The 2,023-nt window shown below is 34.4% G+C and carries 5 protein-coding genes; 3 read left to right on the top strand and 2 right to left on the bottom strand.

The features are described from left to right. Nucleotides 1-295: 295 nt before the first annotated feature. Nucleotides 296-691, bottom strand: a complete 396-nt coding sequence (locus NY607_RS24130) for a hypothetical protein (protein ID WP_259420603.1) — start codon at nt 689-691, stop codon at nt 296-298. Nucleotides 692-733: 42 nt separating this feature from the next. Continuing rightward, nucleotides 734-964, bottom strand: coding sequence for an LLM class flavin-dependent oxidoreductase (locus NY607_RS24125; RefSeq protein WP_259420601.1), 231 nt, complete (start codon nt 962-964; stop codon nt 734-736). A gap of 131 nt (nt 965-1,095) precedes the next feature. Here NY607_RS24125 and NY607_RS24120 point away from each other — a divergent pair, with 131 nt between their 5' ends. The 3 genes from NY607_RS24120 to NY607_RS24110 all read left to right on the top strand — a co-directional run. Next, nucleotides 1,096-1,353 (top strand): hypothetical protein, encoded by a 258-nt coding sequence (locus NY607_RS24120; RefSeq protein ID WP_259420600.1) that lies wholly within the window; start codon nt 1,096-1,098, stop codon nt 1,351-1,353. A 43-nt stretch (nt 1,354-1,396) separates the two neighbouring features. After that, nucleotides 1,397-1,558, top strand: a complete 162-nt coding sequence (locus NY607_RS24115; RefSeq protein WP_259420597.1) for a hypothetical protein — start codon at nt 1,397-1,399, stop codon at nt 1,556-1,558. 272 nt (nt 1,559-1,830) lie between these two features. Continuing rightward, on the top strand, nt 1,831-2,023 hold a 193-nt coding region (locus NY607_RS24110), incomplete at its 3' end, for a dimethyladenosine transferase (protein ID WP_259420594.1).

Below are 2,023 nucleotides of genomic sequence, written 5' to 3'. Positions count from 1 at the left end.
CGCCTATTCGTGAAGTAGGTCTTGAAGAAGGTGGTTGGCGTTTAGAGTCACCACGAAGAATGATTAGGCAGCATATGGATTTAATAGAACGATCACAAAAAGAAATTTATAAGATTATGGAATTTTCTAATCAAAAATTTTACAAAATTATGAATGAAGTAAAAGAAAATTAGATAAATTTAATAAAGCGCAGCCAATTAATCGGCTAGCGCTTTTTCTTTATCTACTTCTACAAAATCGATTATCTCCGTTATATCACCAATCCTAATGTTTCAGTAATCCACTTGGTTTTACTTTACAAGTCTAAAACAAACTCAGGAATTTCATTTTTTACAACAACCTTTATGAAATCTTTATATGGTTTAGAAACCACCCTGTCATTTATTTTCGTTTTAATAATTTTAAAGTTTTCTCTATCAGAAAGTTTGTCAGATAAGCTCATTTGCTCAATAAACTTCTTTGTATATTTAACTGCATTATCGTGTTTATTATTATCAATCAAATATATGAAATTCTTTTGTTCATTTGTTTCAAAATCGATATAAATCACAGCGTATCCTACTACTTCTATAGTTCTCCCATCCCAATATTCATCGAAATTATCAGAATTATTTACTCCAAGAATAAAAAAGAATTCAAGATTACGATTTAAAAATACACGACTAAATGAATAACTTTCATGTTGCAACATAGTAGCTCCTCCTATTATTTCAGCAAAGTATGACGATAGCCGTTATTGGCCGTCGTCTTTTTTGTTGTCTACCCATTCAATACGCTTTCCAATTGCAATAGCTATTTGTTGCGCCTCATCATAGCGTAACGATCCGCGACTTAGTTTATTAGACAAGTTTTGTACCGACGTCTTTTTGTTCTCCGGTAAATCTTTGTTTAATCTCTCAACAAGTTCAGTCATAGTAATACCGGTAGCTGCTAAATAGCTCTTAATTTCGTTTTTAATATTCATATAAAACACCCCTTTTTACTCTACAATAACACGTTTGTAAATATTTTTAAACTTTTTCGTGTAAAACAGTTGACTTATTAAACGAATTCGTTTAAATTTACACCAAGAAGTAAAAAACGGGAGGTTATCTAATGTTTACTCAAATGCAAATTTTCGAAGTTGAGCCAGGATATTCTTATGTCGTAGAAAGAACTCAGATTATTGACGGTGTGTATTTACAAGTTTTTAAGCAACCAGGATATGAAGATGATGCGATTTTGTACATCGGTGATAATGAGATTTTATTTAAGTGGGATGATGAGGCACGCTTAATCTTTTCTGAATTGGATACCGCAGAACCTATCGAACTACTAGCGATCCTAGCGCAAGCACCGAAAGTATTAGCTTAAAGTGAATCATACTTGCGCCAACTGCGATTGGAGGTATTACTGCATGAAACCGATAAAAGAACGTAATGCGTCAGCGCTGTCGCTTGAACGCGAATATAAGAAGGCATACATTAAGTTACTAACGAAAGCAGCCGCTAATACAGCAAAGCAGGTAGATGCGTATTTTTTCGGTGAAGAAGGAGAAGACGGTGAACTTAGAGTGTGATATTACGGTACAACAGCATTTTCTATCGTAATAGCTCTATCCGTATACGTAATGGTGTAATAAACAATATTCCGAATTTGACTAGAGGCGGTTGCAGACGCTTCTAGTTTCTTTTTTTATAAATCGATATAGTTCGTAGGTATTTAGACTTATTTTGATAGAAAGTGTTAACGAAATAAAATTTTACCGTGCAGTTATAAGTGAGGAGGCAATACCGTCGATCAATCGGCGTTGTAGTATTCAGCAAATAATCAGCAAAGGGAGAGATTTACATGCAACTTACATCAACTGAAAAAATTGAGATTCTACCATCAGACTTACGTACAAATGAGGCAGCTATTCGTAAGAACATGCGTAAAGCAGGCGAAGCAATCTTCGAAATTGGTAAGCATCTAAAACACGTCAAAGAGAACGTCATTGAGTCGGGCAAATGGACGGAATGGCTACAGTCGATGGATATTGATC

Origin of the sequence: Lysinibacillus sp. A4, from assembly GCF_024919535.1 — a bacterium.
Taxonomy (GTDB): domain Bacteria; phylum Bacillota; class Bacilli; order Bacillales_A; family Planococcaceae; genus Lysinibacillus; species Lysinibacillus capsici.
Note: the sequence above shows the minus strand (reverse complement) of the source record. Positions and strands in the feature narration are given on the sequence as shown.